Raw genomic sequence first — 25,274 nt, 5'->3', positions numbered from 1 at the left:
ACTCTTTGACCAAGTCAGTTATCTCGCCCGTCTTGGTGCGAAAGACCTCGCCTTTGACGCCGACAATATCGCCGATATCCACCAAATCGAAGACCTGGTAGGCTGCTTCACCCACCTGGTCCACCCGCACGTAGATCTGTATCTTGCCAGAGGCGTCGGCGATATGCGCAAACGCTGCCTTTCCCATGCGCCGCAGGGACATGACGCGCCCCGCCAACGCCACCTCTTTGCCCTCGTACCCCGCAAAATCGGCAAGTACCTGCTGGGCCACAGCGGTGCGGCGAAAGGAGTAAGGGTATGGGTTGACCGACAGCTCCGCCAACTTGGCCAGCTTCTGCCGGCGAACCCTCATTACTTCATTCAACTCCTCGGCAGCAGATGTGACAACATTGTCCTCAGGCTGTTCGCTCATCTCCGTCACCATTGAGGGAGCCGCCTCGCGTGTACACCCTCGGTACGCGCGCCGACACCCAGCAGGTCACCTCGTAGGGAATTGTCCCAAGCTTTTCGCAGATCGAGTACACGCTCACTTCTTCATCGCCTTGGCGGCCAAAGAGAACGACTTCGTCGCCCGGCTGAACATCGCTTTCCGGGCCAAGGTCCACCATAATCTGGTCCATGCAGACTCTGCCTACTACCGGATAGCGCCTGCCGCGGATGAGCACTTCGCCTCGGTTGGAGAGCAGCCGATTGTAGCCATCAGCATAGCCCACGGGCAGCGTGGCGATCGTGGTCGGCCGTGCAGCGATGAACTGCCGCCCGTAGCTGATGCTGGTGCCGCGCGCGACCTTCTTGACAAAGAGAACCCTTGTCTTGAAGGTCATGGCCGGACGCAGGGGCAGGCTTCTGCTGGTGTGTGGCGACGGATAGTAGCCGTACATCATCACTCCCGGCCGCACCAGGTCGAAGTAGCTCTCCGGCATGTCCAAGATGGCGCCGCTGTTCGCGGCATGTTTTATCAAGCGCAGCCCCATGGCTTCCATCCCTTCCACCACCTGGCGAAAGCGCGCCAGCTGCAGCTCGGCAAACGCCTTGTCTTTCTCGTCGGAGGTGGCAAAATGTGTGTACGCCCCTTCCACCCGCAGCCCTTCTTGCGCTGTGAGCCAACGAAGAAAGGAGAGCGCTTCCTTCCAGGCCACTCCCACGCGGCCCATGCCCGTGTCTATCTTCACGTGCACTGTGGCCGCTTTCCCCAGACGCTGGGCCGCCCCTGCCAACGCCTCTGCCGCTTGGGGCGTGTAGACGGTGGCAGTGAGGTCATTCTCCACGAACAGTGCCGCCTGCTCCGGCACCACACCGCCGAAGACCAGTATCGGCGCTTTCACCCCTTGGGCGCGCAAATCCATTCCCTCTTCGACCAACGCGACGCCAAGGTAACTTGCCCCGCTCGCCAAGGCCGTGCTTGCCACCTCCAGAGCGCCGTGTCCATAGGCATTGGCCTTTACCACGGCCATGATGCGCGCAGGTGCCACCCTGGCCCGAATCTGCCCCAAGTTGTAGGCTATGGCCCCTAAGTCAATTACCGCACAGGTAGGCCGCACTCCCTCCTCGCTCGCGCTCCAGTCCTTCCGCTGAAGGGGCACCTTTCATGCCCACCGCGTCAACCAGATCACCCCCAATGCCACTGTGAGCAGGGTAATCGGGACACCCGCCTTCAAATACTCAGCAAAGCTCAGCCGCACCCCACGGGCCCGGGCACTCTCGGCAACGATGAGGTTGGCCACCGAGCCAAGGAGCGTCAGGTTGCCCGCAAAGGTCGTGGCCATCGCCAAGGTCAACCAGGCAACGCTCGGCTCCGGCCAGGAAGAAGCTATGGGGCGCAGCAGCAAGACTGCCGGCACATTCGACACCAGGTTGCTGAGCACCACCGCAACTGCGCTCAACGTCAGCAGGCCGCTGCCTGAGGCCAGCCGTCCAATCTCGCCGCGCAGCCCACCGACCACCAGCACATTCACCGCGTGCGTGACCACAAAGAGGCTGGCGAAAAAGACCAGCAGCGACCAGTCGAGCTCCGTAAACACCCGCGCCGGTTTTATGCGTCTGGTCACCAAGAGGATGGACGCCGCGCCGAGTGCCGCTAAGGGTATGGGCATGCCTGCAACAAGCGCTACCATCATAAGCCCGAAGGCGATGAGGCTTTTCACGAGCAGCGGCCGAAACGTCCGCACCTGGTAGCTGACCACCGGGTGGAACGAATTCTGCCTGAACTCTTGGCGGTAGACCAGCATCACCGCCGCGTAGCACACCAGCAGGCCCACCAGGGCCACAGGCGCCATCGCCGCGACAAAGCGGCCAAAAGAGATCTTGGACGCCATGCCGATAAGCATGTTCTGCGGATTACCGATGATGGTCGCAGCCGACCCGACGTTGGCCGCCGTGGCCAGCGCCACTAAGTACGGCACCGGATTCCGCCGCAACGACTTGAGGAGCTCCACCAGCAGCGGGGTGAACATGAGCACCACGGTGTCGTTGAGAAACACCGCCGACAACACCCCAGAGACGACGACAATTAGCAAGAGCAGTTGCCGGGGCGTCCTGGCGATACCGACCACATGGGCAGAAACGATGCGAAAGAACCCGGCCAGGCGGAGGTTGATGTTGAGCACCATCATGGAGAACAAGAGCACGATGGTACTCCAGTCTACCGCCCGGTAAGCTTGCTCTAAGCTCATCGCCCCCAACACGACCACCACCGTCGCCCCCACCAAGGCAATGGTCGCACGATTCATCCGCAGGCCAGGATAACTGCCCAGTGCCACGCCGACCAGCGTGAGCCCCAGCGTCGCCAAAGAAACCCAGTCTTGAAAAGCCATCTACTGCGCGCTGGCTCCTCTCACCCTCGACTCACGCCGCCTTCCGCCCGTTGCGTTGCTGCAGCAGATAGGCCCGGATAAACTCGTCGATCTCGCCGTCCAGCACCGCTTGCGTATTGCTGGTCTCTACCCCGGTGCGATGGTCCTTCACCAGGTTGTAGGGGTGAAGCACGTACGAGCGGATCTGATTCCCCCAGCCAATTTCCCGCTTGGTGCTCTCTATCTTCTCCAGGCGCTCCTGCTCTTCCTCTTTCTTCTTCTGGTACAGGCGCGCCATGAGGATCTTCATGGCAAAGTCCTTGTTGCGGTGCTGCGAACGCTCGCTCTGGCACTGCACCACAATGCCGGTGGGGATGTGGGTGATGCGCACAGCCGAGCTGGTCTTGTTCACGTGCTGACCCCCAGCACCGCTGGCCCGGAACGTATCGATGCGCAGGTCGTTGGGGTCGATGTGGATCTCCACGTCGTTCTGCACCTCGGGATAGACGAACACCGAAGCGAAGGAGGTGTGGCGGCGATTGTTAAAGTCGAAAGGCGACAGCCGCACCAGGCGGTGCACCCCTGCTTCTGCCTTCAAGTAGCCGTAGGCGTACTTGCCCTGCACTTCGATGGTGGCGCTCTTGATGCCCGCCTCTTCGCCGGGGAGCACGTCCATGACCACACCGGTGAAACCGCGGCGCTCGATCCAGCGCAAATACATGCGCATCAGCATCTGCGCCCAGTCCTGGCTTTCGGTTCCTCCTGCCCCGGGATGGATGGTGAGGATGGCGTTCTTCGGGTCGTCCTCACCGGCAAGGATGGTCTCCAGCTCTATGTTTTCGATGGCCTGCTCGAGTTGTCGCAACTCGCTGGCGACTTCTGCCTCCGCCTGGCTGTCTTGCTCTTCCTCCGCCAGTTGCGCTAACACCTCGATGTCTTCCAGGCGTTTGTTCAGGTCGTTCCAGGTCTGCACATCCTCGCGGAAGGAGCTCAGCGTGCGCATGAGCTCTTGCGCGCGCTCGCGGTCATCCCAGAATCCTGGCTGCTGCGAAGCCGCCTCCAACTCGGGGATCTGCCGTTGCTTGTTATCTAAGTCAAAGACACCCCCGGAGCTGAAGCAACCGCTCACGCAGGGTGGCAACTCTCTCTTCAAAATCGGCGAACATCTCTCCAACTTCCTCTGTTACCCTTGCTTAGGCATGTGGAAATGTACAACAAATTCAAAAAACAATCCAGGCGAAAGACCCACCCTGGCGGCGCCGGAGGGTGGACCTTCACAGTGGTCGCCCTACCGTCGCACTCCGTCGCGAAATGGCCAAGATTCAATCAGGGTTGAGTTGACTGCTCATCGCGCGGCAAGAGGGCAGGTCACTGCGCGGGGATTCGCCGGGGCGCCGGCCTGGAGCAGCCTCGCCGGGTGACATGACGAAATCATCCGGCTGCGCCCAGGCGAAGGCGCATGGGCACCTTCAGCGCACTATTGCGCGGCGGCAAGGTGGGACGACTCAGAAGCCCCATGCGGAATCCGGGGTAGGGAACCCACTGGCTTCGTGGTAGCCGACGGAGGCACTCTTTGTGGCCGCATGCCGAGCCCGGAGTGGCGCGCGGGAGGCTTCTCGGCCTCGACTGGCGAGCAGGGCGGACCCTGCGGTCCGCCCTGGCTGTATTGACACCGGCGAGCAGTCCCTGAACACGGGGACTGGGTTGTGATGCTACTTCTTGGGCAGAATCTTGTACACTCCGGTCCCGCATACCGGACATTTGCCCTTTAGGGCGGGGCGGCCGTTCTTCATCGTCACCGGCTGGGCGTTGGCGATGTCGACCATCTTGCGACACTTGACACAGAATGCCTTCTCTGCCACGGGGATCACCTCCTTCCGGATCTGGGGAGTGGGGCGCGCAACCAACGGCTAATGTAGCAAATTCCTGGACAAAGTCAAGCGAAATGTGCAGCAAACCGCGCCTTCGGCGAACCCTCTAATCAAGGACCGAGCACCCTTCTCGGCGCCTGCCCCGGCGTGGCGCAATGCCCAGATCGCCTCTTATCGCTCACCTTCAGCTCATCTGCAACGCGCCGCCTGACAGGGATCATCGCACCAGAAGAAAATCCGGCGGCAGCATAGGCAGCGGCTGACCGGGAAAGCGCGCCAAGATCCTGAGGTAACGCGCCTCCTGCGGCGGAAGAAAGCCACTCGTGCTCAGGGGCGCCAGTTTAGGCATGAGCACCTCGGGGTTTATCAATCCGGGGCGTGGCAGCTCAACCACTTCCACCTTTGCCCTTGCCGGCACTTGCGCGCGTTGCTTGGCCATTTGCAAGGCGTCCTGGAGCCCGCCGAGCACGTCGACAAGGCCGCGGCTCTTCGCCGCGACCCCGGACCAAATGCGCCCCTGTGCGACCTCCTCCACCGCTTCCGGCTGCATGCGCCGGCCTTGCGCTACCTTGTTGACAAACTCTCTGTACATCGTCCGGATGGACTGCTCCAACCGCTCCTGTTCTTGGGGGGTCGGTCTTCTATCAGGAATCCGCACACCAAGCAGGGGCAGGGTAATACCAAAGCCCAGGTCCGCATGCGCGCCCACTTGCACGTGGTCACTGGACATGCCGAGCCGTTCGCCGAGGCCCTTGTTCCACAGCCAGCCGCCGATCACTCCGATGGAGCCAGTGATGGTTGCCGGTGTGGACACAATGGTTTCCCCATACATGGAGAGCCAATATCCGCCAGACCCGGCGACGCTGCCCTGGCTGACGATGACCGGTTTCTTCTCGCGACATTTCTTCATGGCCTCGGCAACCAGGTCGGAGGCGAGTGCGTCACCGCCGGGCGAGTCGACGCGCACGACAACGGCCTTCACACGCCGCCGCTCAGCCAGGCGCAGCAGCACCTTTTCGAGCTGCCGCGCATTGATGCCCTGATCCATGTCGCACTCGCCTATGGCATAGACCACCGCCACTTGCGGTCTGCTCCCCCACTCGACAGGAGGGTATTGGCGACTGGCCAGCGCGGCTGGCGCGAGTTTCTTCTTCTTCCCGCCGGCAACAGACACGAGGAGTTGCTCGATATCCTTCCACCTAGCGACGGTGTCCGCCAACTGGGCGCGAACGGCTTGCTCCGGCAGAAACAGTGCCACGTTGTTGATCAATGAGTCGAAGTACGCCGGAGAGAAGCCCCGCGACGCCGCCACCTCGTCCCGCACCAGGGAGTACTGGTCTTGGAGCCAGGCAAGCCTCTGCTCACGGTCTGCCTCGGACATTTGCTCCCGGGAAAGCACCTCGGTCGCCGATTTGTACTTAAAGTACCGCCACTCCTCGTAGCCGATTCCGAGCTTGTCGAGGGTGCCCTTTAGAAAAGTACGGCCGGTCACGTACCCAAGGAGAGTCAACATCCCCTCGGGGTCCATTACCACCCAATCGGCGACGCTGGCCAGGTGGTACTCGGTCATGTCGCCGCGGTCGATGTAGGCAATCACCTTCTTGCCGGCACGGCGGACTTCGGCCAGCTGGCGGCGCAACTCCCAGGCCAGCTGCGCAGTGATGTCTACTCCGGACAGATTGACAGCCACCACCGCCACGCGGGGATCTTCGGCCGCGTCTTGAAGAGTGAAGAGGAGGTCGCTGAGCTTGTGACCTGGCACATCCAGGAGACGCTGGCGCTGATAGACTACCGCCCCCTTCAACTCCATCGGCAGCCAGCACTTGCCCCGCAGGAGGTGGGAATCCACCAGGTTGGGCGTGGCCTTGCCCAGTCGCACCGTATACGCGACGTCGTCAGGATTGTCCCCCTTGGCACTGCGGCGCTGCACGGCGAAACCAGCCCTGCCCAGGCTCGCGCTCAACCCCACGGTGAACGCGCCGCCGCGGAAGTAGCGGCCCACAACATAGATGCCGGTGACCGGCTGCAGTGCCGCGCCCACACTCCATCGCCCGTCCGCGACCCGTTGCCGGCCCTGAACGCTCGCATCCGCAAAAAGCGTGACAACGTCGGTGCCCAAAGGGCGGAGCCCCACTTCGCAGCTCACCTCCTGGCGGTCTCGTCGCTGGGCATGCCATCCAGCCAGGCCCAGGGAGACAAAGCGCACCGGTCGCGCCAAGAAACCGCCGTACCACACCTGTCCCCCGCCGCTGCTCGACCACCCGTAACCGGCACCCACGGACAAACCGCCGCCCCCAGTAGCAACTCCTGCCCGGTAGTAGCGAACGCCCCCGCCCCAAGAGCGATCCTCCAGCATCCCGAAGCCGAGGTGTGGCGCAGCCGTGAACAGCCCCCACTGGCGCAACGCCCCCTCGCGCCTGACCAACACCCCTCGGAGCTCAGGGCCGTGGACGTAGGACAAAACCGCCGGATTGAAGTAGCCTAAGAGGCCGTTCCCCAGTGCCCCTGGCGGCGCAGGAAGCAGGACGTCGTAAGCCTGGGAGAACGGCAGCGGCGCCTGCGCCGAAGCCGCAGAAACCGACCAAAGGAGCGCCGTTGCCGCAGACACAACTACCAAGCGCGCTCTCATGGCACATCTCCTCTCGCTACTGCGACGACAACCCTAATGCTCGCCGTTGAACTCCTTCACCGCCTCGAACATGGCAACGATGTTCTCCACCGGCGTGTTGGCCTGAATGTTGTGGACGGCATTGAACACGTACCCCCCGTCGCGGCCAAACACTTCGCAGCGCCGCAGCACCTCCTCCCGCACCGCAGCGGGAGAAGCAAACGGCAAGGTCTTCTGCGTGTCGACTCCACCGCCCCAGAACACTATGCGGTCACCGTAGCGGCGTTTCAGGTGCACGGGGTCCATGCCCGCCGCCGAACACTGCACCGGATTCAAAATGTCAAAACCGACCTCGAGGAACGCCTCGATGAACGGCTCCACTGCGCCACAGGAATGCTTGAAGGTCTTCCAGGACGTGTGCTGATGGATCCAGTCGTTGACGCGCTTGTAATAGGGCGCATACAAGGAGCGAAAGGTGGCAACCGAGCAGAAGCTGGACGTCTGTGTGCCAAAGTCAGTGCCGCAGACAAAGACTACATCTACCAGGTCGCCGACAATCGCGTGGATCTTCTCCAAGTTGGCCAGAGCAACCTCGGCCTGCCTGGCAAAGACCTGGTGCAGGTAGTCCTGTCGCGTGACTGTTGACACGTACCATTCCGCAATGTCGCGAATCCCCTTGGGATATTTGAGGAAAGGCGCCGGCACCAGAGCGATGTCGCCGAAGGCCGTGCCCCCGAAACTGGCCACCACCGCCCGTGAGGAGCCGCGCAGACGCCGAACTTCGGCGCGATAGTGGTCCAGGTCCTGCGCGGAGACAGGCACAAACTCCTCGAGGTTGTCCTCGGGATTGAGCTGCGTCTCGACAATGGGGGGCTGGCGGACTATGGTGTCGAAGAAGAACCCACCCACTGGCATGCGCCCGCTCGGCGGCGCCGTGGTATCCCCTTCGGGATAGATGAGCAGATCCCCGTTCTGGTCCACGCTCGTGCGAAAATGCTCGGAGACGAGCACGACCTGGCCCCAGGGGAGGCGGAACTCGCGCCAGTTCTCATTGGGAAAACCGAACATGGTCGTCCGCGAATACAGGCCCTCCACGTCGATGCCCAGCACCTGTTGCAGGTCTTCATCGATCCACCCGAGCATCTGGTAGGGCTCATGCACCTTGACCGGCCGCTTCTCGAGTCCGTAGTAATCACGCAGAGCCGCCACGCAGGTGACGTGCATGCCCGTCACTCCCGTGCTGCCAAAATCAATGGGCACCTTGTCAGGCGCGCGGTGGGCCAAGGCCGTGCGCACCCGCTCCCTGCTGGTCATAGTCCCTGAGCCTCCATGTCCCTGAACAAAGCCGTGCCCCTACTGAACAACCGCCTCCACTTGGATATCCCCGTCTGGGTAGGCGAAGACGGCCTCGTGGGGGCTGGAACGCAAGAGGCGGGCGTTCGTGCGGAAACCACTCTGCGCGGGCGATTCGGCCCTCTTGATGCCCAGTCGCAAGCGTGCGCCGCGCAAAGTAAACTCCCCTTGGATGTGGTCTATGCCCGGCAGCAATCTTGGGCGCAGGGAAAAGCCGCTGGGCCCCAGCCGCAGGCCAACGATGTGCTGCACCAAGAGGAGCAGCATCTCCGCCCACGTCCAAGGGATAATCCCCACTTGCGGACAAGGTGGCGACGGGCGCGGACCGTAGAATTCGAACCAGGCGCCCGACTTGCCCCCAGGGATGGAGTGCAACCAGCGCAGGACCCGCCACACCTTCTCATCCTCTCCGGCCTCAGCATAGGCGCGCGCGACGAACAAGGATGCAAAGGGCCAGGGACCTGGAGAATCGGGCTCTGAGGAGACGTGGTAGCGGCCGTAGCCGCCGATGTCCCATGCCTGATTCCACAACTCTTCCATGCTGGCCAGCGTGCCCTGCGCCACCGTCGAGGCGGGGTCCACCAGGCCGAGCGCAATCGGGAGCACGCATGAGGTGTCCGGGTTGAGGAAATGGAGCCCGGGCCCGGCCAGGGGCACGCTGGGATGGAGCTCAGCCTCGGCCGTGGGGGTGATGTCCTCCTGGACGCGGCCGTCCAGTCCCCGCCTCTTGATGAACCGCCCGTTGTCCACCAAGCTGTGCGTAGGATGATGCAGCGCCGCCTCCCACAATGCCTCGGCTTCCTTCCGCCACTTCTGTGCGTGCGCCATGTGGCCCAGTGCCTCCGCCAGCTCGGCCGCAGCACGCAAGCCGACGGCCACGTAGAGCTGGTGCGCAAGCTCCATGCCTGGCTGGATCCCGTAGAGCCGGTGGCGCTCCCAGAACTCCCTGCAGTTCGCCAACAGGCCTGATTGCGGGTGGCGAAACACGGGTCGCAGGGGGAATTCCGCCACCGCCACCACACGCGGCCACAGGCGGCTGGCCAGGCTGAGGTCGCCGGTCCAATGCCAATAGGAAGCCAGCGCCGCAAGCAACACCCCGCCCTGGTCGAGCTCCACCTCATCTGGCCCGCGGCGCACACTGGAATCCACGGTGTCGCCCTCCGCCGTCACAAACTCCGCAAAGAGGCGCTCGAGCATGGTGCGCGCCCGGTCGTGGTCTCCTGCCAGAAGTAGTCCGTGGGTTACGATGGACTGGTCACGCACCCATTCGCGATTATACTGCCAGATGCTGCCGTCCATGCGTCCAGAAGAAGAAAGGGCCGCCGGCAGTTGCACGCAGGCGGCGGCGAAGAAGTGGTCCAAAAGCTCGTGCCCGAAATGGAGGCTGGCGCCGGTTGATGGGCCGCCTGCCAACCTCTGAGAACGCACGTCTACAGGGAATTCTGAGCCCAGGCTCACCTGGCCGTTTTCAAGACGATAGCTCAACGGGTCGGTTACGGTTCCGTCTGCTGCCGGAACGAGCTCCTTACGCACCCGCTGATCGCGCAGCCCCGTGTATAAGGTCACGCCCTCGCCGTCTCCAGGGAGATGGATGACCACCTCCCGTAGCAGCAGAGGCTGTTGGGGCAGCGGACACGAAAAGAATTCGCTCACCTGGGCACTCCCGGCCTGCCAGGTTGCCTCAACTGTCGGCGCGCCGTCGCGTGTACTCCACCGCACCTGCAGGCCCGCGCCGGAGGGGGTGTACATGCGCCCGCCCACTTCCACCCTGAGCATGGTCGCCTCGAGCCCGGTCTGGCTGTCGAAGCTGAGCGCCTCACGCTTCTTGCCCAGGCGTTCCGGGTCCATGATCAAAAGGCCTAACGGCGTGCCTTCACCAGCCGGGGAAACTTGTACGGCGGCCTGTAGCCGCCCATTGCCAAGAAAAAAATAGTAGCCTTCGCGCAGCCTAGTACGCACATCTGGATGCCCCTGGGAAGGATCGTCGTCGTACAGATGTTCTTTGAAGTCAATCATGCCACCTCCATGGAAGGGATGCCCAATGCGGAAATGCCGCCAACTTCATGCACTCTTACAGAACGAAAGACTGCAACTGCGCGGCGCTCACCACCTGGTCGATCCAAGGTAGCGCCGCCGCCCAGTCCAAGATGCCCAGAAAGAGACGAAAGCCACCCGAGCAATGCCCCTTGCCCAGCCGAAAAAACGTGACCAGCCAGAGCGGATCGCGCTTGCAGACCACCTCCATGCCGGTAATGCCGCTGGCCACCGGGCGCGGCTGTTGCGCGGGCCAGAACCACGGGCTGTCAGAAACCACGTACGCCCAATGCTCCACGTGACCACCAAAAAAGAGGTAGTAGCGACCACCCATTTCCTGCACGTTGCTGGACTCGCAGGGGGTCAAGTCCTCCGCGGTGTAGCACGGCCCACAATCCTGCCAATCGACCAGGTTGCGCGAGGTGGCAAGGGCAACGCAGGCTCGCCCCTCTTTGGTGATGGCCGTGTAATAGAGCAGGAACTGGTCGTCTACGCGCAGCACGTGGGGGTCACGGCAGGATGCACCGCCGCGCGTGGGACAGAAGGCCCAACCGTACTCCTCGGGGCGGATGATCGGCGAGTCGCCCACGCGCTCCCATGAGAACAAATCATCAGAGACCGCGAGGCCGATGCGCTGGGTGTTGTCCACAGTGCAGCCGGCGTACAACATCCAGTAGCGCCCTTCGTGAGGCACCACAAATGGGGCGATGACGTGGCCGCCATCCCAACAGCCTGGCCGCACGTACAGACAGGGCTCGTGGGTCTGCCACTGCAGAAAGTTAGCCGTGGTGGCGTGGCCAATCCACAGTTCATTTCCAGGGTGGCAGCAGCTCACATCCGGCGTGCCAGCGATGTGGAAGAGGTGATACAAGCCTCCCGCCTTGATCAGGCAGTGATCCTTGAGATAGAAACCCTTGGGCGCATAGCCAACCTTAAGCCAGTCTTCCTGGTGGGCATTGAGCTCGCGAAGCGCGTCCAGGTAGCACTGGTAGTCGAGGTTGGGAATGGCTGGGGGGCTCGTCTCGTTCTGCATGCGTCAGGCACCGTTCTTCATAGCTCCAGCAGCTTTGTGGCGCTGCGAAGTCTGCTAATAGCGGCCAGGAAATGAAAGAGGGCGTACAGCTCTAAGGCGAAAGGCAGGTAGCCGAGATACCCCGGCAGGGGCATCTCAAAGAGGCGGGTGTGGCCGACGAAAGGCACCCGGTACACCCACTTGGGGTACGAGTAGTAGTTCCACATCTCCCAGAAAAAGGCGCACAGCATCACACCGCCCCACAAGGCCCACACTGGCCGCCAGTTTCCCGCCGCGACGCTCGCCACCAGCGAGGGCCGGCCAGCCCACGCGTTGAGCGGGTCGAAAATGAAAAACAGCGAGAGCCACACAAAGGCGAAAAAATAGCCTGGCCAGGCCAGCAGCAATGCGAGCATGAGGCAGCCGCCCGCAATGGCCACAGCGAGCACCCCCTTGCCGCTACGCCGTTTCGCCGGCGCATTCTTGCGGGCGGGGAAGGCACAGCCCACCAGCTCGGCACTGGTGAACACCGCCGGCATCACAGTGGAAAAGCTGAGCGAGGCGAGGATGGCATAGCCAAGGTCCGAGATTCGCTCGCGGCCGAGGTATGACCAGTTCTGCGTGCGCAGATCGATGAGCTCGAAGAGCCACCAGGCTACCAATGAAAAGAGAAAGAGCCAGCCGTACGCCCATTTGCCGCGTGTGAGGGGCGAGTTTCCTTTGCAAAGCACCACCAGGCCGTCCACCGCTAAGCAGTAACCAAGCCACAGGGGAAAAAAGAGCAGGTGCGTGCGCATCCCGGGCAAGGACCAGTTCAGAGGCCAGGCTGCAGCGACCAGTCCCACGCCCAGCCAAAAATGAAAGGGCAGGCGGCGGGGCCAACCCCTCCACGCGGAGAAAGGTTCCCGGCTATGCACGGATCTCCTCCTGGGGTTCGTGGTAACGTGCTCAACAATGGGAGGGGGGACAAGCCCCGAGTGGCGTTCTTCCACCAGGCGTCGTCCATCGTGCCAGCACACTGCGGTCCACAGGGCACTCTGCCTCAGGTGCCCTCATCTAACGTGGTGGGGCTGCTCTGAGGACCTGGCCCGCGGCGGCGGCGCCGACTGCTCTCTGCCACCTTGAGGCGGACGATAGCCCGGTGCAATGCGGCTTCGGCACGCGCAAAATCCACTTGCTCCTGCGTACGCCCCTGCAGCCGAGCCTCAGCGCGGCGCCGTGCCGCCAAGGCGCGTTCGATGTCGATTTCCTCGGCCCGCTCGGCGCTATCGGCCAGCACCGTGACGCGGTCTGGCAGCACCTCCATGAAGCCACCGCCGATGGCGAAGATCTCTTCCTCTGCCCCTCGCTTGACACGCAGCTCCCCGGGCACCAGCGCCGTGATGAGCGGTGCATGCTGCGGCAGGATCCCCAGCACGCCATCGATGCCAGGTGCGATCACCATGTCCACCTCGCCGGAGTAGGCGACGCGCTCCTGAGTGACGATGTCAAGTCGCAACGGCATCGCAGCTACGCCCGCATCCTTCTGCCTACTTCAATGGCTTCGTCGATGGTACCCACCATGTAGAAAGCCTGCTCCGGAAGGTCGTCCAATTGCCCTTCCAAGATCATTTTGAAGCCGCGCACCGTCTCTCGCACCGGCACGTAGCGCCCCTCCCGGCCGGTGAACTGCGAGGCGACAAACATCGGCTGGGAGAAGAAACGCTGCATCTTGCGCGCCCTGGAGACCACCAACTTGTCTTCCTCGCTCAGCTCGTCGATGCCCAAGATGGCGATGATGTCTTGCAAGTCTTTGTACCGCTGCAGCACCTGCTGCACTCCGCGTGCGACCCGGTAGTGCTCCTCACCCACGATACGTGGGTCCAGAATCCTGCTCGTCGAGGCCAGCGGGTCTACCGCCGGATAGAGCCCCTGCTCGGCAATGGAGCGCTCTAACGAGATGGTCGCGTCCAGGTGCGCGAAGGTGGTGACCGGCGCCGGGTCGGTGTAATCATCGGCCGGCACGTAGACGGCCTGCATGGAGGTTATGGAACCGCGTTTGGTGGAGGTGATGCGCTCCTGCAGCTCGCCCATCTCGGTGCCCAACGTGGGCTGGTAGCCGACGGCGCTGGGCAGGCGCCCCAGCAGCGCCGAAACCTCGGAGCCGCTCATCACGAAGCGGTAGATGTTGTCGATGAAGAGCAAGACGTCGCGCCCCTGGTCGCGGAAGTACTCCGCCATGGTCAGGCCGGTGAGCGCCACGCGCAGCCGCACGCCAGGCGGCTCATTCATCTGCCCGAAGACCATCACCGTCTTGTCCAGCACGCCCATTTCCTTCATCTCGTGCCAGAACTGCGTCCCCTCGCGGGTGCGCTCCCCCACACCGGCAAACACAGAAAACCCGCCGTGCTCCTTGGCCAAGCTGAACATGAGCTCGGCAATGATCACCGTCTTGCCCACGCCTGCGCCACCGAACACGCCGGTCTTACCACCCCTGGTGAACGGCGCCACCAAGTCGATGACCTTCAATCCCGTTTCGAAGAGCTCGGCCTGCGTGACCTGCTCCTCGAACGACGGAGCTGGCCGGTGGATGGGGTAGTACTGCTCTGCCTCCACGGGGCCGGCATTGTCGATGGGCTTGCCGAGCACGTTGAACATCCGGCCCAAGGTCTTGGGGCCCACCGGCACCATGATGGGGCCGCCGGTATCCACCACGCGCATGCCGCGCCGCAGGCCATCGGTGGTATCCATGGCCACGCAGCGCACCCAGTCATCGCCGAGGTGTTGCTGCACTTCCAGCACCAGCGGTTCCTGTCCGTCGCGCGCCACCTCCAGCGCATGGTAGATCTCGGGCAGTTGCCCGGTGGGGAACGCCACATCAACCACTGCGCCCAACACCTGCACAATGTGACCCGTGTTCCGTCCCGCCATTTTATCGCTCACTCCAACTCCTTCCCGGCTCAATCGTCACCCCTTGAGCGCCTCGGCCCCGCCCGTGATGTCCACCATTTCCTTGGTGATCGCCTCTTGCCGCGCGCGATAGTATTGCAGCGTCAGATGCTCAACCAGCTCATTGGCACTCTCGGTGGCGTTGCGCATCGCCACCATGCGCGCACTGTGCTCACTGGCCTGGGCTTCGAGCACCGCCTGGTACACTTGCAGTTCCACAAAACGCGGCAGCACCACGTCCAGAATCGCGTGGGGATTCGGCTCGTAAATGTACTCCAGGGCCACATGCGGCGGCAGGTCCATCAAGAAGCGGTCCAGAACTGAGCCGCGTAGCCGCCCCGGCGTGATGGGCAAGAGCGGGCGCACCGTCGCTCTTTGCGACAGCGTATTGATGAACTCGGTGTAGACTAACCAGACCTGGTCGCACAGTCCCTTCTCATAGTCCTCGATCACCGTGCGCGCGATGGGGGTAACATCCAGCACGGTGGGGTGACGCGCACCGAGAGAAAATTCAGCCACCACGTGCCCCCCGTGGCGTACCATGAAATCGCGGCCTTTGCGCCCGATGGTGCATATGCTCACTGGCAGGTTCGCCTGTTGCATGAACTGCAGTGCCGTGCGCAGGACGTTGGTGTTGTAGGACCCGCACAGACCTTTGTCGGAGGTGATCAGCACCATCCCCATTTTGCGCGGTGGCCGACGTTCCACCAACAGAGGGTGCAACTGCTCGTGGCCCGGCTGCGCCGCCAAGTGGCTGATTAACTCCCAGGACTTGGCCGCGTAGGCGCGCGTGGCAAGCGCCTGCTCCTGGGCACGACGCATCTTGCTGGCGGCCACCATCTGCATGGCCCGCGTCACCTGAGCAATGCTGGTGATCCCTTTGATGCGCCTGCGCAGCTCACGGACGGTCGCCATGGGCGTCTCTCTCCCTCAGAAGCGGGCCGTCTCCTTGTACTCCCGGATGGCCTGCTCCAGCGCGGTGCGCGTTGCCTCGGACAGGTCCTTCTCCTTCATGATGGCAGCGCCGATCTCCGGGTGGACAGTGCGCAGGAACTGCAGCAGTCCTGCCTCGAACTCTCTTACCTTGGCCACTGGCACATCGTCGGCAAAGCCATTGGTCACCGCGTAGATGGCCATCACCTGCTCATCCAGCGGCACCGGTGCGTACTGCGGCTGCTTCAGCAGCTCGGTCAGGCGCTGGCCGCGTTCCAGTTGCTCGCGCGTGGCCTTGTCCAGATCCGAGCCGAACTGGGCAAAGGCCGCTAACGCGCGGTAGGAGGCAAGCTCCAAGCGCAGCTTGCCTGCCACCTTCTTCATCGCCTTGGTCTGCGCGTCGCCGCCAACCCGCGACACCGAAAGCCCCGCATTCACGGCCGGCCTGATGCCTGCGTAGAACAGGTCGCTTTCCAGGTAGATCTGGCCGTCGGTGATGGAGATGACGTTGGTGGGGATGTAGGCGCTCACGTCTCCAGCCTGCGTCTCGATGATAGGCAGGGCAGTCAGCGAGCCGCCGCCATAGTCCTTGTGCATACGCGCCGCCCGCTCCAGGAGCCGCGAGTGAAGGTAGAACACGTCACCTGGATAGGCCTCGCGTCCAGGCGGACGACGGAGGAGCAGCGAGATCTGCCGGTATGCCCAGGCGTGCTTGGTGAGGTCGTCGTACACCACCAACGCGTCGCGGCCCTGCTCCATGAACTCCTCGCCCATGGCACATCCGGCATAAGGGGCCAGATACTGCAGGGCAGCCGGATCGGAGGCGCCGGCCACCACCACGATGGTGTGGCCCATGGCGCCGTAGCGCTCTAAAGTCGCCACCACCTGCGCCACCTGGGCCATCTTCTGGCCTATGGCCACATAGACGCAGATGAGGTCCTTGTCTTTTTGGTTGATGATGGTGTCGATGGCTAAGGCGGTCTTGCCGGTCTGTCGGTCGCCGATGATGAGCTCCCGCTGGCCCCGACCGATGGGGATCATCGAGTCGATAGCCTTGATGCCCGTCTGCACCGGGGTATCGACGTTCTGGCGGTAGACCACGCCCGGCGCGATCCGCTCCACAGGGCGGAAGCGCTCTGTGCGAATCGGTCCTTTGCCGTCGATGGGCTGGCCCAGGGCATTGACCACGCGCCCGATGAGCTCGTCCCCCACGGGCACCGAGGCGATCCGGCCGGTGCTGCGCACCTCGTCCCCCTCCTCGATGTGCTCATAGTCCCCCATGATGATGACGCCGACATTGTCCACTTCGAGATTGAGGACGATGCCCATGACGCCGCCGGGGAATTCCACCAGCTCGGAGGCCATGGCGTCGGACAAGCCGCTCACTCTGGCAATGCCATCACCGACCTCTACCACGTGACCCACGTTCATGGTGGTCACCGGTGCCTCAAAGGTCTCAATCTCGCGGCGGATGCGGGCAGTAATGTCTTCGGCACGAATTGGCATGCATCTCCCTCAGTGCAACTACCGGCTGCTGCGCAGTCGCTGGTGCAAGGCGGCCAACCGCCCTGCCAAGCTGCCGTCGATTACTCTATCACCTGCCTTTATTAGCACGCCTCCAAGGATCTCCGGGTCCACCTCAAATTGCACCTCCACTCCCTGGCCGAAACGCCTTGCTACGATGGCCCGGAGGGATTCTCTCTCTTTGGGCGTCGGCGGCACGGCAGTGACCACTCGCGCCACCTGACGCTCGCCACCGACCAAAGTCTGCGCCAGTCGCTCTACCACTTCGCCCAGCAGTCCTATCTGGCCGTCGCGGAGCATGACGTAGAGCAGGTTGCGCGCCTCTGGGTTCAGCTTCGCCGGCAGCAGCTCATCCAGGCGTCCTCGGCGCGCGGCAAAGTCTCTGCTCTGATCGGTCAGCTCGGCAAGTCGCTCCGCATCGGCGGTCAAGGCGTTCCACACGGCGCGCAGCTGCGCCACCCACCCCTCGCTGATGTGTTCGCATGCCGCGGCTGCATAGTCCTGCACGGCGGCCCTGCCCTTTGTCTTGCCCCCGCGTCTCACGCAAGGCCTCCGTTCTGCTCAAGGAACTGCCGGATGAGACGCCGCTGCGTCTTTTCGTCGACGGCCACCGTGTTGCGCAGCGTCTTGCGCGTCAGCTCCACGGCGAGGTCAACCACCTGCTGGTGGAGATCGGCGACCAGTTGCTGTCGCTCTAACTCGATCTGTTGGCGTGCCTGCAGTCGGATCTCCTCAGCTTCGCGGCGGGCCTCGGCAAGGATCGACTCGCGCAGTTTCTCGGTCTCCTGGGCAATGCGGTTGGCTGCCTCCTGCGAGGCCTGGCGCGCCTGCTCCAGCTCCCGCTGGAAGGCGACCCTTTGTGCCTCTGCCTCCTCCTTGACCTTGTCGGCCTGGGCCAGCGACTCGCGGATTTTTTCCCGCCGCTCGGCCAGCATCTTGAGCACCGGCCGATACAGCACCGCGCGAAGCACCAGCACCAGCAGGACAAAGTTGACTAGGTAGGCAATGAGGAGCGCAGGATCAATCCCCAGGGGTCTCAGTGCGTCCAAGAACTGGCCCTCCTGTCAAGGCGTGCGCTTTCAGACCACAAACAAGAGGATCAATGCCACCACCAGGGCGTAAATGGCAATTGCCTCGGCAAAGGCGATGCCGATGAACATGCTCGTCTGAATCCGCGAGGTGGCCTCAGGATTGCGCCCGATGGATTGCAGCGCACCATAGGTCAGAACCCCTATGCCGATGCCTGGACCGAGAGCTCCCAGGCCTATGGCCAGACCAGCAGCCAACAGCTTCATCGTCGATGCGTCCATGGTCCGTCATCCCTCCGTTACTTTTCCCTCTGCACGTCGTCGCCGTGGCCGTGAGAAAGCGTGGCCATCGTAAAGAAGGCTAGCGTAAGGACATAGAAGATGAACGCTTGGATAAGTCCCACAAAGATCTCCAGCCCCAAAAAGGGCAGCGTCAGCACCAGCGGTACCAGCGAAGCCAGCACCAGGAGCATCACCTCGCCGGCGAAGATGTTGCCAAAGAGTCGGAAGGAGAAGGAGATGACCTTGGCAACCTCACTTATGGCCTCCAGGATCCCCACCATGAAGTCAATGGCACCAAAGGCGATCGCTCCTAATCGCGCGCGGATGGAGAGCCGTCGTCCCTTGGGTGATGGACGCAGCGCATTCGCCAACCCCTTCACGTTGAAGAACTTGGCAAAATAGCGAGGCCCAATGGCCACCACGCCGAACACCTGCGTCAGAAACACCGACAGCAGTGCCAAGGCGAAGTTGTTGTTCAAGTCGGTGCTGGGGGAGCGAAAAAGCGGTATGATCACCCTCTCCGCCGCATGAGCCTCGCTCAGCTCGGCGACGGCTTCCACCGCTGCTTGTCCGTGGCGAGGGGCCGTGTGCGCCGCATGCTCTTCCACCACCCCGAAGGCGCTCAGGCCTGGGAGCAGGCCGAACCAGTTGGAGACCAAAACGTACAAGAAGATGGTGGCCACGATGGCAAAGAAGCGCGGCGTCCATCTGGGCCCGGCTACCGATTCGGTGAGTCGGTACAAGGTCTCGATGACCCACTCCACGAAATTCTGCACGCCGGAGGGGACCAGGCGCATGCGCCGGGTGGCAGCCAAAGCGAGCGCCACCAGGATGAGATCCACCAGCAGCGCCGTGAGGAGCGTATTGGTTACCTGCACCGGACCAAGGCGCAGCCCAGGTATGGCCTCTGCCCGGATCGTCACCGGCGGCAAGCGGAAACGCAGGTAGAGGTTGCCGGCGACGAGCAAAGCCACGGCCGCTAAGAGAATCAACAGGATCTTGGTTCGCTTTTTCATGCGGCGGATACTCAGCGCTGACCTATTGCCGACGAACGAGACGAGCAACACTCACCACGCAGAGCACGACCCCGACGAGCATCCCCACCATCAACAGCCAGGGTTCAGTGCCCAAAAGTCGATCCAAGTAAAGGCCTAAGGCCAAAGGGCTGGCCACGCAGACCAACACAAGGGCGCTGATGCGCGCCACGGTGGCCACCGCCAGGGTCAGCTGCCGAACGGTGGAAAGCGTGCTCTGTTCACCCATCCCGAAAGCCTCGCGCTGACACCTGCGTGACTGTGCCGGCAGGAGTGCTTACAGCCTAGGAATTGCCGCCAGCGTGAAGACCATGATGAACAGGGCGACCGTTTCGATGATGCCGAGCACCATGATGTACTGGCCGAAGCCCTTACCGGTTTCGCCCAGGGCGTCGGCGGCCTTTGCCCCTGCCTTACCCTGCATGTAGGCGGACATGCCCATGGCAAAGCCAGCAAAGGCGCCCAGAAGGATCTGGTACAGGTAGGTGTCGGCCGGCAGATTGGCGCTGCGGATGGCGTTGCGCAGGATCATCCCGTAAATGGTCTGGGACAGGGGGGCACCCACAAAGGCGACCATGATGAACGGCGCCGCCTTGTTCTGGGCGAAGGCCCGCTTCCAGGCTCCCACCGCCGACATCCCTGCCACCCCCGCACCTAATGCCGAGCCTACCGCTGCCAAGGCCAACGAAATACTCATGTCACCAAATCCCTGCACCATACTCCGCCTCCTTTCGACTCAAAAGAAAGCTCTACTCCCGTCACTCCCGAAAGGGCTGGTAAGGTCGCCCGGACCACTGCATACCCAGGTGGCCGGAGAACTCCAACATGTTCAAGCGCACGCCGTGCACAATCACCGCCATGAAGCCGAGCACGATGTTCAACGCGTGACCAAAGAAAAGAATAAAGGCCGCAATCAGTCCGCGCAGCACCGAGCTGAAGCCTAAGCCCAAGGCCATTTCATTGAAACTGGACTCTACCGTGACCGAGGCAAAGCCCACTGCAAACAGCCGCAGGTACGAGACCACGTCAGAAAATGAGCTGATGACGCTCAGCGGTGTTTCGGCCAATGACTGCAACACGCCCTTGAGGAACTTGCGCTGCGCGTTGGCGAACAAGAGCACCAGTGCCGTGCCGCCGCCCACCAGCGCCAGGATGACCGTCGATGACGGCCCGCTCTTGCCCAAGACCAGGCGCCCCGCCGTGAAGAACAGGCCCCAGACGATGGCGATCCACCCCAGTTGTGCCAGCGCCCGCAACGAGTTCATCAGGCGGAAGGCGTTCATGGCGTGGGCGACCGTCAGGTGCAGCGCCCCGATGACGAAACAGAGGTACATCATAAAGTTCTGATTGTCTAAAGCGAAGGCGTTCACCGGCTCAACAATCAACCGGCGCAACAAAGGCAACTGCCCGATTTGGGCCACACCAAACCAGTTGCCCGACATGGCCCCCCAGATGATGGTGGCAAAGCTCAACACATACATGAGCACGAACGGCTCTCGTGGCGCGCGGCGCAGCTTGCGGCGTCCCAGCCAGGTCGCCCCAAGGAAGAGGAGACCGTAGCCGGCGTCGCCAATGAGAATGGCAAAGAACACGCTGAAGAAGAGCAAGAACCAGAAGCTGATGTCGTGCTCCTGGTAGCCAGGTACGGTCCCCAGGAATTTGAACACCGGTTCGACAATCCGCAGCCAGCGGGGGTTGCGGATGAGCGTTGGCACCTCATCAGGGTTGTCGGGGTCCGCGACGGTGTAGGCCCACCCCTCGCGGTCGGCGGCTGCCGTCACGCGCTGCACTTCATCGGCAGGGCAATACCCCTGCAGGAAGGCAATTTCTTCGGCCTGACCCATGCCGGCAAGCACGCGACTGAACTCGAGCCGTTTGGTCAGTTGCTCGGAGTGGCGGACAAGGGCCTGGCGGTGGCGTGCCAACCCTGCCAGCTCCTGCTCGAGCGCAGCGATGGCACTCTCCACTTCTGCCATTTGCGCTTCCAGGGCGTCCACTTCCACGGCAGGCATGGGGTCTTCTTTGAAGTCCAGGCGGTCGTCGGCCGAAGTAGCGAAGTAGACAAAGTAGAGCGTGCGCTGCTCTTCGCGAATGACTTGGATCGACTTCTCCGGCGGGAAGGCCCGCACCGCCTGGCGTTCGCCCACATAGAAGCGCAGAATCACCCCGGCGCGCTCCAACTCCTTGACCGCGGCGAGCGACACCCGTCCCCAGCGCTCGAACCACCGATGTTGCTCGCGCAGCTCCTCGAGCTCACGGATCAATTGCTCCCGCTGGCGGGCGCGCTCCAGGATGTGCGCAACAAGCTGCGCGGGCTCTGGCGCTTCTGCGGGCTGCTCGGGAGCTTCCGACCCGACTATGCTGAGGGCCCGCCCGACTTCCGCCAGTTCTCCCTCGAGGCGCGCCACGTCCTCCGATTGCGGGGCGGCAACCGGATGCACGTGCACCACTCCCAGCTCGCGCAACCGCGCCACCGCATCGTTCCTATCCACCGCTCGCACGAGCAGGGTGAGCTTTTTCATCTTGACGATCATTCTTCGCGCCGCTTTTCGATCTTCGCCTTGGCGATCTTACCCCGCACCACCTCGGCGGTCATCTGGTCGCCCAGGAATATCTGGATCACCCGAATGTTTTCCTGGGCCTCGGGGATCTTGATCTCTTCAAACAGCTTGATGCGCTGGATGGTCACCCGCAGCTCTTCTTGCAGAATCGCCAACTGGCGGTCGACAATGTGCAACCGGATGTGTCGCTCGATCTGCTCCTTGCAGACCGCAATCCCCTGGTCGACCCACAAGGGCGTGGTGAAGAGGTCGTAGGGCACCTCCTCGAAGCGCACCGCGCCGAACAAGGGGATGTCGATGCCAGCGATGTTGCCGGTGTCAGTGACGACCTCGGCCACCTTGACCAAGGAAGGCAGGCCAACCTCCTCGGCAAAGACGTCTGCCCACTGGCTGACTTCGGTGTTCACCCGCTCGATGTCCGCCAGCAGGGACTCGCGGGTGCGCTGCAGCGCGCGGATTTCCTGCAACAGTTGCTGCTTCTTGAGCTCCAAGGTCGGCAAGTAGCGGAGGAAGCGGCGCAGATTGTCCTTTTGCCTCTTGAGCTCGATCCTTGTCAGCCTGACCTTTGCCATCGCCCGGCCCTGCTATTCGCTGGCGGCTTCTGCGCCTACGGCCTCGCCCACCTCTTCGGGCACCGCCTCTGCCGCCTTCCGCTCCGCAATACCCGGCCAAAACTCCTTGATCAGCTCCGTCCGCAACCCGGTCTCCTCAGGCCGGAAGCACTCCGCCAGAATCTCCCATCCCAAGTCCAAGGCCCTCTCCAAGGGGATGTTCACCGAGAGGTCCATCATCTTGCTTTCGAAGAGCTTGCCGTACTTGAGCAGCTTATTGTCCCAGGTGCTCATGCGGAAGCCCATGGCACGCTTCTCTTCCGTCTCCTTGTACTGTGCATAGAGCTGGATCATGCCGTCCATGATGGCGCGGTGGTCCTTGCGCGTGTTCTTGTTCACCAGCTGCTTGAGGCGACTGAGCGAGCCGAAGGGGTCAATGCGTCCGCCGTGCAGGTAGAACTGGCCCTCGGTGATGTAGCCGGTGTTGTCAGGTACGGGGTGAGTGACGTCGTTGCCGGGCATGGTAGTGACGGCCAGGATGGTGATGGAGCCGGCATCCTCAAAGTCCACGGCCTTCTCGTAGCGCTGGGCAAGCTGCGTGTAGAGATCGCCGGGATAGCCGCGGTTGGAGGGCACGTGCTCCATGGTGATGGAGATCTCCTTCAGCGCGTCGGCAAAGTTGGTCATGTCGGTGAGGAGCACCAGGACGTCTTTGCCTTGCAGGGCAAACTTCTCGGCAACTGCCAGACAGAGGTCAGGCACCATGAGGCTTTCCACGATGGGGTCAGCCGCAGTGTTGATGAAGAAGATGGACCGGTACAGGGCACCACCTTCCTCCAGCACGGTCTTGAAGTACATGTACTGGTCGTACTTCAGACCGATGCCGCCGAGGATAATCATGTCCACCTCGGCCTGCAAGGCAATCCTGGCCAACAGCTCATTGTAAGGCTCCCCGGACACCGAGAAGATCGGCAGCTTCTGAGAAACCACCAAGGAGTTGAACACGTCGATCATCGGGATGTTGGTGCGGATCATGCGCCGGGGGATGATGCGCTTGTAGGGGTTGACCGTCGGCCCCGCCACGGGAATGAGGTGCTCGGTCAGCTGTGGTCCCTTGTCGCGCGGCATGCCCGCGCCGTCGAACACGCGACCCAACATGTTCTCCGAGAAGGTCACCAGCATGGGGTGGCCGAGGAAGCGCACCTCGTCGTTGACCGAGATGCCCCGGCTTCCGGCAAACACCTGGAGCGAAACCAGGTCGCCGTCCAGCTTGATGACCTGAGCAAGGGACTTGCCTCGCTGCGTGGTGATTTCGGCCAGCTCCTCGTAGGCAACGTCGGTGGCGCGAACCGTGATGACGTTGCCGACTACTTGCAGGATCCTGCTATAGACTCTTCGCATGGGCGGTGCGCTCCTCCAGTAGTCGATCGATGGCCTGCTCCTGAGTCTTGAATTCCGGCGAATCCATGGCCATATAGTTCCAGTCGATGAAGTGCTGGCGCAGCCGATAAAAGTACTCCCGCGCCTCATCCTTTGTGCTGAAGGCAAGATCCGCCGTCAGCACCTTGTGGACCTTGGCAAAGACATATTGCTGCCGCTCCTTGGAGGTTGCGGCATCAATGGGGTCGAAACCGTTCTGCTGCAGGTAGACGGCGTCCAGAAATTCCGACTTGAGGTAGATGACAAAGTCGCCCATGGAGGTAGCCTCCTCGCCGACGACCATCATCATCTGGCGCACTTCATTTCCAGTGGCCAGAATCTGCTTGCCATCGCGCAGCTGATCAGCGGGGATGAAGCTATCGTACTTGCTCCAACTGTCCAGTGGGTCAATGGAGGGAAAGCGTCGGGCGTTGGCACGGTCGCGGCTCAGTCCCAAGAATGCGCCCACCACCTTCAGCGTGGCCTGCGTGACAGGCTCCTCGAAGTTACCCCCTGCCGGGCTCACCGTGCCACCGATGGTCAGGCTGCCCATCTCACCATTGGGCAACACCACCAGGCCCGCTCGCTCATAGAACTCGGCGATGCGCGACTCCAGATACGCGGGAAAGGCCTCCTCGCCCGGGATCTCCTCCAAGCGTCCGGAGATTTCACGCATGGCCTGTGCCCACCTGGAGGTGGAATCCGCCAGGAGCAGAACGTTCAGCCCCATCTGGCGATAGTATTCGCCGAGCGTGGCGGCGGTGTACACGGATGCCTCTCGTGCGGCCACCGGCATGGCGCTGGTGTTGACGATGATAATCGTCCGTTCCATGAGCGACCGCCCGGTACGCGGGTCCTCGATGTGTGGGAACTCCCGCAACGTCTCCACTACCTCGCCGGCGCGCTCGCCGCAGGCAGCAACGATGACGATATCTGCATCCGCGTAGCGGCTGATGAGCTGCTGCAAGACGGTCTTCCCTGCGCCGAAGGGGCCGGGCACACAGAAGGTGCCCCCCTTGGCCACCGGAAAGAAGCTGTCGATGATCCGCGCCCGCGTGATGAAGGTCTCCTTGGGGACCAGACGCTCGCGATAGGCCCGGATGGGGATTTTCACCGGCCAGTGGAACGACATAGTCAGAGGGATCATCTTCCCGGTCGGGGCGCGCAAGGTGGCAATCGTCTCGGTGACCGCATAGTCGCCTGCGTCGGCAATCTCCTCGACCGTATAGTCTCCCCGGAAGTCGAACGGAACCATGATGTAGTGGCGAAAGATCCCTTCCGGCACGTGGCCGAGGGGCACCCCTGCCCGCACCAAGTCACCCCTCTTGACCGTCGGTGTGAAGG

24 protein-coding genes are annotated in these 25,274 nt (G+C 62.6%); all 24 read right to left on the bottom strand.

Features of this window, described 5'->3' with window-relative positions; all coding sequences use genetic code 11:
- Positions 1-424: lysine--tRNA ligase (locus H5U38_03915; protein ID MBC7186164.1), on the bottom strand; the 424-nt coding region annotated here is incomplete at its 3' end.
- Entirely contained in the window at positions 396-1,541 is a 1,146-nt protein-coding gene (locus tag H5U38_03910; GenBank protein MBC7186163.1) for an alanine racemase, read from the bottom strand. The genes H5U38_03915 and H5U38_03910, both read right to left, overlap by 29 nt.
- Positions 1,542-1,586: 45 nt before the next feature.
- Positions 1,587-2,813, bottom strand: coding sequence for an anion transporter (locus H5U38_03905; GenBank protein MBC7186162.1), 1,227 nt, complete (start codon positions 2,811-2,813; stop codon positions 1,587-1,589).
- 31 nt (positions 2,814-2,844) lie between these two features.
- Positions 2,845-3,966, bottom strand: a complete 1,122-nt coding sequence (gene prfB, locus H5U38_03900) for a peptide chain release factor 2 (protein ID MBC7186161.1) — start codon at positions 3,964-3,966, stop codon at positions 2,845-2,847.
- Positions 3,967-4,504: 538 nt separating this feature from the next.
- A complete protein-coding gene (locus H5U38_03895) occupies positions 4,505-4,654 on the bottom strand; it encodes a hypothetical protein (protein MBC7186160.1) in 150 nt (49 codons plus the stop codon).
- 226 nt (positions 4,655-4,880) lie between these two features.
- Positions 4,881-7,292, bottom strand: coding sequence for a S49 family peptidase (locus tag H5U38_03890; protein ID MBC7186159.1), 2,412 nt, complete (start codon positions 7,290-7,292; stop codon positions 4,881-4,883).
- A gap of 33 nt (positions 7,293-7,325) precedes the next feature.
- A complete protein-coding gene (locus H5U38_03885; protein ID MBC7186158.1) occupies positions 7,326-8,585 on the bottom strand; it encodes a methyltransferase in 1,260 nt (419 codons plus the stop codon).
- Positions 8,586-8,624: 39 nt separating this feature from the next.
- On the bottom strand, positions 8,625-10,640 hold the full coding sequence (locus tag H5U38_03880) for a hypothetical protein (protein ID MBC7186157.1): 2,016 nt from the start codon (positions 10,638-10,640) through the stop codon (positions 8,625-8,627).
- Positions 10,641-10,695: 55 nt separating this feature from the next.
- Positions 10,696-11,691 carry a hypothetical protein gene (locus H5U38_03875; protein ID MBC7186156.1) on the bottom strand — a complete coding sequence of 332 codons (996 nt, stop codon included), beginning with the start codon at positions 11,689-11,691 and terminating at the stop codon, positions 10,696-10,698.
- A 17-nt stretch (positions 11,692-11,708) separates the two neighbouring features.
- A complete protein-coding gene (locus H5U38_03870) occupies positions 11,709-12,587 on the bottom strand; it encodes a hypothetical protein (GenBank protein MBC7186155.1) in 879 nt (292 codons plus the stop codon).
- Positions 12,588-12,712: 125 nt separating this feature from the next.
- Positions 12,713-13,174 carry a F0F1 ATP synthase subunit epsilon gene (locus H5U38_03865; protein MBC7186154.1) on the bottom strand — a complete coding sequence of 154 codons (462 nt, stop codon included), beginning with the start codon at positions 13,172-13,174 and terminating at the stop codon, positions 12,713-12,715.
- Between the two features lie 5 nt (positions 13,175-13,179).
- Positions 13,180-14,580 carry a F0F1 ATP synthase subunit beta gene (gene atpD, locus H5U38_03860; protein MBC7186153.1) on the bottom strand — a complete coding sequence of 467 codons (1,401 nt, stop codon included), beginning with the start codon at positions 14,578-14,580 and terminating at the stop codon, positions 13,180-13,182.
- A 36-nt stretch (positions 14,581-14,616) separates the two neighbouring features.
- Positions 14,617-15,513, bottom strand: a complete 897-nt coding sequence (gene atpG / locus H5U38_03855) for an ATP synthase F1 subunit gamma (GenBank protein ID MBC7186152.1) — start codon at positions 15,511-15,513, stop codon at positions 14,617-14,619.
- 15 nt (positions 15,514-15,528) lie between these two features.
- Complete coding sequence (locus H5U38_03850) at positions 15,529-17,037, bottom strand: F0F1 ATP synthase subunit alpha (protein ID MBC7186151.1); 1,509 nt, start codon at positions 17,035-17,037, stop codon at positions 15,529-15,531.
- Between the two features lie 18 nt (positions 17,038-17,055).
- Positions 17,056-17,598, bottom strand: a complete 543-nt coding sequence (gene atpH / locus H5U38_03845) for an ATP synthase F1 subunit delta (GenBank protein MBC7186150.1) — start codon at positions 17,596-17,598, stop codon at positions 17,056-17,058.
- Positions 17,595-18,104, bottom strand: a complete 510-nt coding sequence (gene atpF / locus H5U38_03840; protein ID MBC7186149.1) for a F0F1 ATP synthase subunit B — start codon at positions 18,102-18,104, stop codon at positions 17,595-17,597. Before atpF ends, atpH begins: the two co-directional genes overlap by 4 nt.
- A 30-nt stretch (positions 18,105-18,134) precedes the next feature.
- Positions 18,135-18,365 carry an ATP synthase F0 subunit C gene (gene atpE, locus H5U38_03835; protein MBC7186148.1) on the bottom strand — a complete coding sequence of 77 codons (231 nt, stop codon included), beginning with the start codon at positions 18,363-18,365 and terminating at the stop codon, positions 18,135-18,137.
- 17 nt (positions 18,366-18,382) lie between these two features.
- Positions 18,383-19,381, bottom strand: a complete 999-nt coding sequence (locus H5U38_03830; GenBank protein ID MBC7186147.1) for a F0F1 ATP synthase subunit A — start codon at positions 19,379-19,381, stop codon at positions 18,383-18,385.
- A 22-nt stretch (positions 19,382-19,403) separates the two neighbouring features.
- Positions 19,404-19,628 (bottom strand): AtpZ/AtpI family protein, encoded by a 225-nt coding sequence (locus H5U38_03825; protein MBC7186146.1) that lies wholly within the window; start codon positions 19,626-19,628, stop codon positions 19,404-19,406.
- Positions 19,629-19,676: 48 nt separating this feature from the next.
- Complete coding sequence (locus H5U38_03820; protein ID MBC7186145.1) at positions 19,677-20,117, bottom strand: V-type ATP synthase subunit K; 441 nt, start codon at positions 20,115-20,117, stop codon at positions 19,677-19,679.
- A gap of 40 nt (positions 20,118-20,157) precedes the next feature.
- Entirely contained in the window at positions 20,158-21,933 is a 1,776-nt protein-coding gene (locus H5U38_03815) for a hypothetical protein (protein ID MBC7186144.1), read from the bottom strand.
- Positions 21,930-22,532, bottom strand: a complete 603-nt coding sequence (locus H5U38_03810; protein ID MBC7186143.1) for a V-type ATP synthase subunit D — start codon at positions 22,530-22,532, stop codon at positions 21,930-21,932. Before H5U38_03810 ends, H5U38_03815 begins: the two co-directional genes overlap by 4 nt.
- Before the next feature lie 12 nt (positions 22,533-22,544).
- Positions 22,545-23,912 (bottom strand): V-type ATP synthase subunit B, encoded by a 1,368-nt coding sequence (locus H5U38_03805; protein MBC7186142.1) that lies wholly within the window; start codon positions 23,910-23,912, stop codon positions 22,545-22,547.
- Positions 23,896-25,274, bottom strand: a 1,379-nt coding sequence (locus tag H5U38_03800; protein MBC7186141.1) for a V-type ATP synthase subunit A, incomplete at its 5' end; no start/stop codon positions are given. The genes H5U38_03800 and H5U38_03805, both read right to left, overlap by 17 nt.

The organism is Calditrichota bacterium, assembly GCA_014359355.1.
Taxonomy (GTDB): domain Bacteria; phylum Zhuqueibacterota; class Zhuqueibacteria; order JANLFK01; family Oleimicrobiaceae; genus Oleimicrobium.
The sequence above is the reverse complement of the archived record's forward strand: the minus strand, read 5'-3'. Positions and strand labels throughout refer to the sequence as shown.